Genomic DNA, 6,550 nt, shown 5'->3' on the forward strand with positions numbered 1-6,550 from the left:
GACGACGCTGTGCGCCAGATCACCGCCACCATCGCCTCCCAGACTCTCGCATCCACTAACCGGGAGAAGTACGGCCAGATAAGAGAGGGCGTGCAGGTAGCATTCCGCAACGATGAAGGCGAGCTGGTGAAAGAGCGGATGCAGCTCTTCGATTTCAACGAGCCGGGCAACAACCATTTTTTAGCTGTACGAGAGCTATGGATACGTGGCGACCTCTACCGCCGCCGGGCAGATATCGTCGGCTTCGTAAACGGCCTGCCGCTCTTGTTCATCGAGTGCAAGAACATCCACAAGAACCTCAAAGCCGCCTTCGAGAAAAACTTCTCCGACTACCTGGACACCATCCCTCACATCTTCCATCATAACGCCATTGTGATGTTCGGCAACGGCCAGCAGGCAAAGATCGGCACCATCACCAGCAAATGGGAGCACTTCCACGAGTGGAAACGCCTGGCTGAAGAGGAGCCGGGAGCTGTGGACATGGAAACTTTGCTCAAAGGCATCTGCGACAAAGGCAACTTCCTGGATCTACTGGAAAACTTCATACTCTTTGACGAGTCCAGGGGCGAACCTAAGAAGATCCTGGCCAAAAATCACCAGTTCCTCGGAGTCAACCGGGCCATTGAAGCGGTCTGTAAGCGCAAAGAGCTGCATGGAAAGCTGGGGGTCTTCTGGCACACCCAGGGCGCAGGAAAGAGCTATTCCATGGTGATGTTCACCCGCAAGGTCCATCGCAAACTCGGCGGCAACTTCACCTTTCTGGTGCTCACCGATCGAGACGACCTGGATTCTCAGATCTACAAGACCTTCGCCGGCTGCGGCGTGGTTGACAACGATCAGGTTCAATGCCGCGCTTCCAGCGGCAGCCACCTGAGCCGACTGCTGGCCGAGCACAAGGCCTTCATCTTCTCACTGATACAGAAATTTAATCAAAAAATTGACCCCGGCGAGGGATATACCCAAAGAGACGACATCATCGTAATCACCGATGAGGCGCACCGAACTCAGTATGGCACCCTGGCCGAAAATATGCGCAACGCTCTGCCCCATGCCAGCTTCATCGGTTTCACAGGCACCCCGCTCTTCAAAGAAGATCAGATCACCCGAAAGGTATTCGGCGATTATGTTTCTACCTATGACTTCCAGCGGGCAGTGGAGGACAAGGCCACCGTTCCACTATACTACGATGCCCGCGGCGAGAAGCTGGGCGTGGCCATCGGCGACCTCAACGAGCGCGTCGCAGAAAAACTAGAGGAGTTTGAGATAGACGATATCAACGTCGAGCAGCGTCTGGAAAAGGAGCTCAAGCGTGAATATCATATTATCACCGCGGAGAAGCGGCTGGATCAGGTAGCTCGGGACTTCGTGCAGCACTATTCCACTGCCTGGGAAAATGGGAAGTCGATGATGGTCTGCATCGACAAGATAACCTGTGTGCGGATGTATAACCTGATCAACAGTCACTGGGAAGAACGGATAGCTGAGCTGGAGGCAGGACTCTCTTCTACCTCAGATGATCAGGAGGAGATCTATCTTAAGCGTCAGATAGAATGGATGCGCGAGACTCGGGCGGCTGTAGTGGTTAGCGAAGAGCAGGGTGAGGTCGATAAGTTCCGCAAGAGCGGCCTGGACATAACTCCCCATCGCAGACTCATCAAGGAAGGCATCGACCTGTCTGAGTCAATGCGCAGCAAGCCCCAGTTCCATAACATGCAGCGGATTAGTCTTGACGACGCCTTCAAAACCGATGAACATCCGTTTCGCATCGCCATAGTCTGCGCCATGTGGCTGACAGGATTTGATGTGCCGAGCCTCTCTACTCTCTACCTGGACAAGCCTCTGAAGGCCCATACTTTGATGCAGGCCATAGCTCGCGCCAACCGCGTGAACGAGGGCAAGAACAACGGCTTGATCGTCGACTACTGCGGCATCCTAAAGCACTTGCGTCGAGCGCTGGCAACCTTTGCAGGTCCCCGCCCAGATGATGGTGAACCGGGCGGTGAGATCGATCCGGCCAGGCCAGAGGAGGAGCTACTGTCCGATCTGGCCGAGGCGATCAGCTTTGTGCGGGCCTTCCTCGATGAGCGGAATGCTCCTCTGGATGACATAATCCATAAGACAGGCTTTGAGCGCAATGCCGCTATTGCGGCCTGCAAAGAGGCGGCCAACGAAAATGATGAGACGCGCAAGCGCTTTGAAATCATGTGCCGGGAGGTCTTCAAAAAATTCAGAGCTTGCATCACCCTTCAGGACATAAACGCCTATCGTGATGATCGGGATGCGGTCAACATCGTTTACAAGAGCCTCCAGCAGGATCGAGAAAAGGCTGACATCACAGACATCATGAGGCAACTCCAACATCTAGTGGATGAAGCAATCGATGTCCAATCTGACACAGTGACTGAGCCTGGGGAGCCGTACGATATCAGTAAAATCGACTTTGTCCGGCTCAAACAAGAGTTCGAGAGATACAAGAATAAGAACACAGTGGTTCAGAACTTGCGTCAAGCAGTGGAGATCCGATTGCAGAGACTGCTACAACAGAATCCCTTGCGCACAGACTTCCAGCAACACTACGAGAAGATCGTTGCCGAGTATAACCGCGAGAAGGACCGGGCAACAATTGAACAGACCTTCGAGGCATTGCTCAAGCTCGTCCAAGGACTCGACGAAGAAGAAAGCCGAGCAGTACGAGAGGGGCTCGATGAAGAATCTTTGGCCATCTTCGACCTGCTGAAAAAGCCAGATCTTAAGGGCGTTGATATCAAGCGCATCAAAAAAGTTGCAGCTGAATTGTTGAAAACGCTTAAGGAGGAAAAGCTCCGAGTTGACCAATGGCGCGATAAGGAAGCGACCCGTGATGCTGTGCGAGTGACTATTCATAACTTTTTATGGAATGAAGATATAGGCCTTCCCGTTGGCCTGTATTCAGAAGCTGATGTGGCACAAAGGGCTGAAGATGTATTCAGACACATCTTTTGGGCTTATCCCACATTGCCATCTCCTTACTATAGTGCATCGGTGGCATAGGGAAAAGATGCTGACTATGATATTGTGATTGATGGCAGGCTGCAGAGACAAATCCTTCCAATCGTCTTCATGTTGACGATCTGCCAGGATTTTCTTCTACTCAATCCAGCCCAAAAAAAAGGAAGACTTGAGAAAAGGATAGAATTCTAGATCCTTCCTCAATTCTACTTTATATCACTGTGGTACTCCTGCAGCGATTTCGCTGCTGAATGGCCTGCTCTTGAGGCACTAATCCCCTTTGCCGCCGCCGAAGCAGCAGCAATGGTGGTAATATAGGGCACCTTGTATTTGATTGCTGCCTTTCGGATATAAGAATCATCATACTGGCTGGCCTTGCCGATGGGGGTGTTTATCACCAGCTGAATCTCCTTGTTTTTGATGGCATCATCGATATTGGGCCGGCCCTCATAGATCTTCTTGATCATCTCCGACGGGATGCCATTCTCTTTCAGGACCGCTCTGGTCCCGCTGGTGGCCATAATTCTAAAGCCGAGCTTCTGAAACTCCCGCGCAACCTCCACCAGCTCCATAGATCTGTCCTTGGCGGCCACGGTGATCATGACCGTCCCCTCCTGGGGAAGCGAGGGCTTGGCAGCCTCCTCCGCTTTATAGAAGGCCATGCCGAATGAGTCGGCAAGCCCCAGGACCTCTCCAGTGGATCTCATCTCCGGGCCCAAGAGGGGGTCGACCTCAGGGAACATATTGAAGGGGAAGACAGACTCTTTGACACCATAATGAGGGATATTTCTCTTCTTCAGCCCCAGCTCGTCCATTCTTTTGTTCATCATCATCTGGGTGGCTATCCTGGCCATCGATACATTGCACACTTTGGATACCAGCGGCACCGTCCGGGAAGCACGGGGATTGGCCTCCAGCACATAGACCACATCGTGGCTGATGGCATACTGCATATTCATCAAGCCCACCACATGCAGCTTCTGAGCTATCTTGCGGGTGTACTCCTCAATGGTCTGCAGATGCTCGCCGGAGATGCTCACTGGCGGAATTACGCAAGCCGAATCGCCGGAATGAATGCCCGCCTGCTCGATATGCTCCATCACTGCGGGCACAAAGGCCTCTTTGCCGTCGGAGAGGGCATCTGCCTCCGTCTCCAGAGCATTCTCGAGGAATCGGTCGATGAGAATGGGCCTCTCTGGGGTGACGTCCACTGCCGCGGCAACGTACCGCTCCAGCATCTCCTCGTCGTATATCACCTCCATCCCCCGTCCCCCCAGGACGTATGAAGGCCGCACCATGAGGGGATAGCCGATCCTCTTGGCAACCTCCAGCGCCTGGTCGAGGTTGCTTGCCATTCCCGATTCCGGCATGGGTATGTCCAGCTCCTCCATCATCATCCTGAATCGATCTCTGTCCTCGGCCAGGTCTATGGCATCCACAGATGTCCCCAGGATCTTCACCCCTGCATCCTCCAGCTCCCGGGAGATATTGAGAGGCGTCTGGCCGCCGAACTGGACGATGACCCCCTCAGGCTTCTCCTTCTCATAGATGCTGAGCACATCCTCGACCGTCAAGGGCTCGAAGTACAGCTTATCCGAAGTGTCATAATCGGTGGAGACCGTCTCTGGATTGCAGTTGACCATGATGGTCTCAATGCCCATATCCCTCAGGGCAAAAGCGGCATGAACGCAGCAGTAGTCGAACTCAATGCCCTGGCCGATGCGGTTGGGCCCTCCACCCAAGACCATGACCTTGCGCCTGCTGCTGCTCGGGGTCCTATCGGGAGCATTGTATGTAGAGTAATAGTAGAAGGCATTCTCCACCCCGCTTACAGGTACCGGCTCCCAGCCCTGAACAATTCCCAGGGACTTGCGCCGCGCCCGGATCTCAGCCTCTGGGACGGCCAGAAGCTTCGAGAGGTATCGGTCTGCAAAGCCATCTTTTTTGGCCTGACTGAGAAGCTCATCTGGGAGATCGACCAGTGGTTTACCCTTGTAGGCCAATATCTCTTCTTCCAGCTGGACCAATTCCTTCATCTGCTGGAGGAACCAGGGCTTGATATGGGTCAACTGATAGAGCTTTTGGATGTCGGCACCCTTTCGGATCGCTTCATAGAGAATGAACTGCCGCTCGCTTGAAGTCTCCTTAAGAAGCATCATAAGCTCTTCCGGAGATCTGCTGTTGTAATCCCTGGCAAAGCCCAGGCCGTACCTGCTGTTCTCCAAAGAGCGTATGGCCTTCTGGAAGGCTTCCTTGTAGCTCTTGCCGATGCTCATCGCCTCGCCCACTGCCTTCATCTGGGTGCCGAGTACGTCCTTTGAGCCCCGGAACTTCTCGAAGGCCCAGCGGGGGAACTTGACCACAACATAATCTCCCGAGGGCGTGTATTTTTCCAGTGTCCCCTCTTTCCAGTAGGGTATCTCATCCATGGTCAGACCAGAGGCAAGCTTTGCCGAGATCAAGGCGATGGGAAAGCCGGTGGCCTTGGAGGCGAGGGCGGATGAGCGGGATGTCCTTGGATTGATCTCTATAACCACCACCCTTCCGGTTTTCGGATCGTGGGCGAACTGGATATTGGTCCCGCCGATGACCTTGATGGCCTCAACGATCCGGTAGGAGTAGTCCTGCAGCTTATCCTGAAGCTCCTGGGATATGGTTAGCATGGGGGCGGTACAGAAGGAATCGCCGGTATGAACTCCCATGGCGTCCACGTTCTCTATGAAGCAGACGGTGATCATATGATTCTTGGAATCCCTGACCACCTCCAGCTCCAGCTCCTCCCATCCTGCGACCGACTCCTCGATGAGCACCTGGCCGATCAGGCTGGCGGCAATTCCCCGGCTGACCACGGTCCTCAGCTCTTCGGCGTTATAGACCAGACCGCCTCCTGTTCCCCCCATGGTGTAGGCCGGCCGGACGACCACCGGGTAGCCGAGATCCAGGGCTACCTTTTCTGCGTCCTCCACCGTATAGATCGCGGTGCTCTTGGGTACCTCGATCCCCAGGGAGTTCATAGTCTCCTTGAAGATGATCCTGTCTTCCCCCCGCTCAATGGCATCCAGCTTCACCCCTATGACCATAACATTGAACTTGTCCAGGATGCCTGCGCGGGCGAGCTCAAGGCTCAGGTTGAGGCCGTTCTGCCCGCCCAGGTTCGGTAGCAGGGCATCAGGCCGCTCCTTTTCGATGATCTGGGCCAGCCTCTCGACATTGAGTGGCTCGATATAGGTGGCATCTGCCATGCCCGGATCGGTCATAATGGTGGCCGGATTGGAGTTGACAAGGACTATTTTGTATCCCAGGGCCTTGAGCGCTTTGCAGGCCTGGGTGCCAGAGTAATCGAATTCGCAGGCCTGCCCGATTACGATAGGGCCAGACCCGATGATCATGATCTTGTTTATATCTTCACGCTTCGGCATCTTTCCCGACCTCTTACTTGAACGATAATAGAGCAAACGAATTCCTATTTTATCCCTTCCATCCTTCGATGCGCCTGATCCGGTTGAAAAAGATTATTGGTTTAAAAATTTTCACATCATGTTCTGTACTTTCCAAGTTTCTC

Annotated in this window: 2 protein-coding genes; one reads left to right on the top strand and one right to left on the bottom strand. The window is 53.8% G+C overall.

What is annotated here, in order from left to right; translation table 11 throughout:
- The coding region (locus BP822_RS08645) for a type I restriction endonuclease subunit R (RefSeq protein ID WP_286878135.1) at positions 1-3,030 on the top strand (3,030 nt) is incomplete at its 5' end.
- A gap of 164 nt (positions 3,031-3,194) precedes the next feature.
- Here the strand turns inward: BP822_RS08645 and carB are convergent.
- Positions 3,195-6,407 carry a carbamoyl-phosphate synthase large subunit gene (gene carB, locus BP822_RS08650; RefSeq protein WP_013718061.1) on the bottom strand — a complete coding sequence of 1,071 codons (3,213 nt, stop codon included), beginning with the start codon at positions 6,405-6,407 and terminating at the stop codon, positions 3,195-3,197.
- Between the last annotated feature and the right edge of the window lie 143 nt (positions 6,408-6,550).

It is taken from the genome of Methanosaeta sp. UBA458 (assembly GCF_002496085.1).
In the GTDB taxonomy this organism is placed as follows: domain Archaea; phylum Halobacteriota; class Methanosarcinia; order Methanotrichales; family Methanotrichaceae; genus Methanothrix; species Methanothrix soehngenii.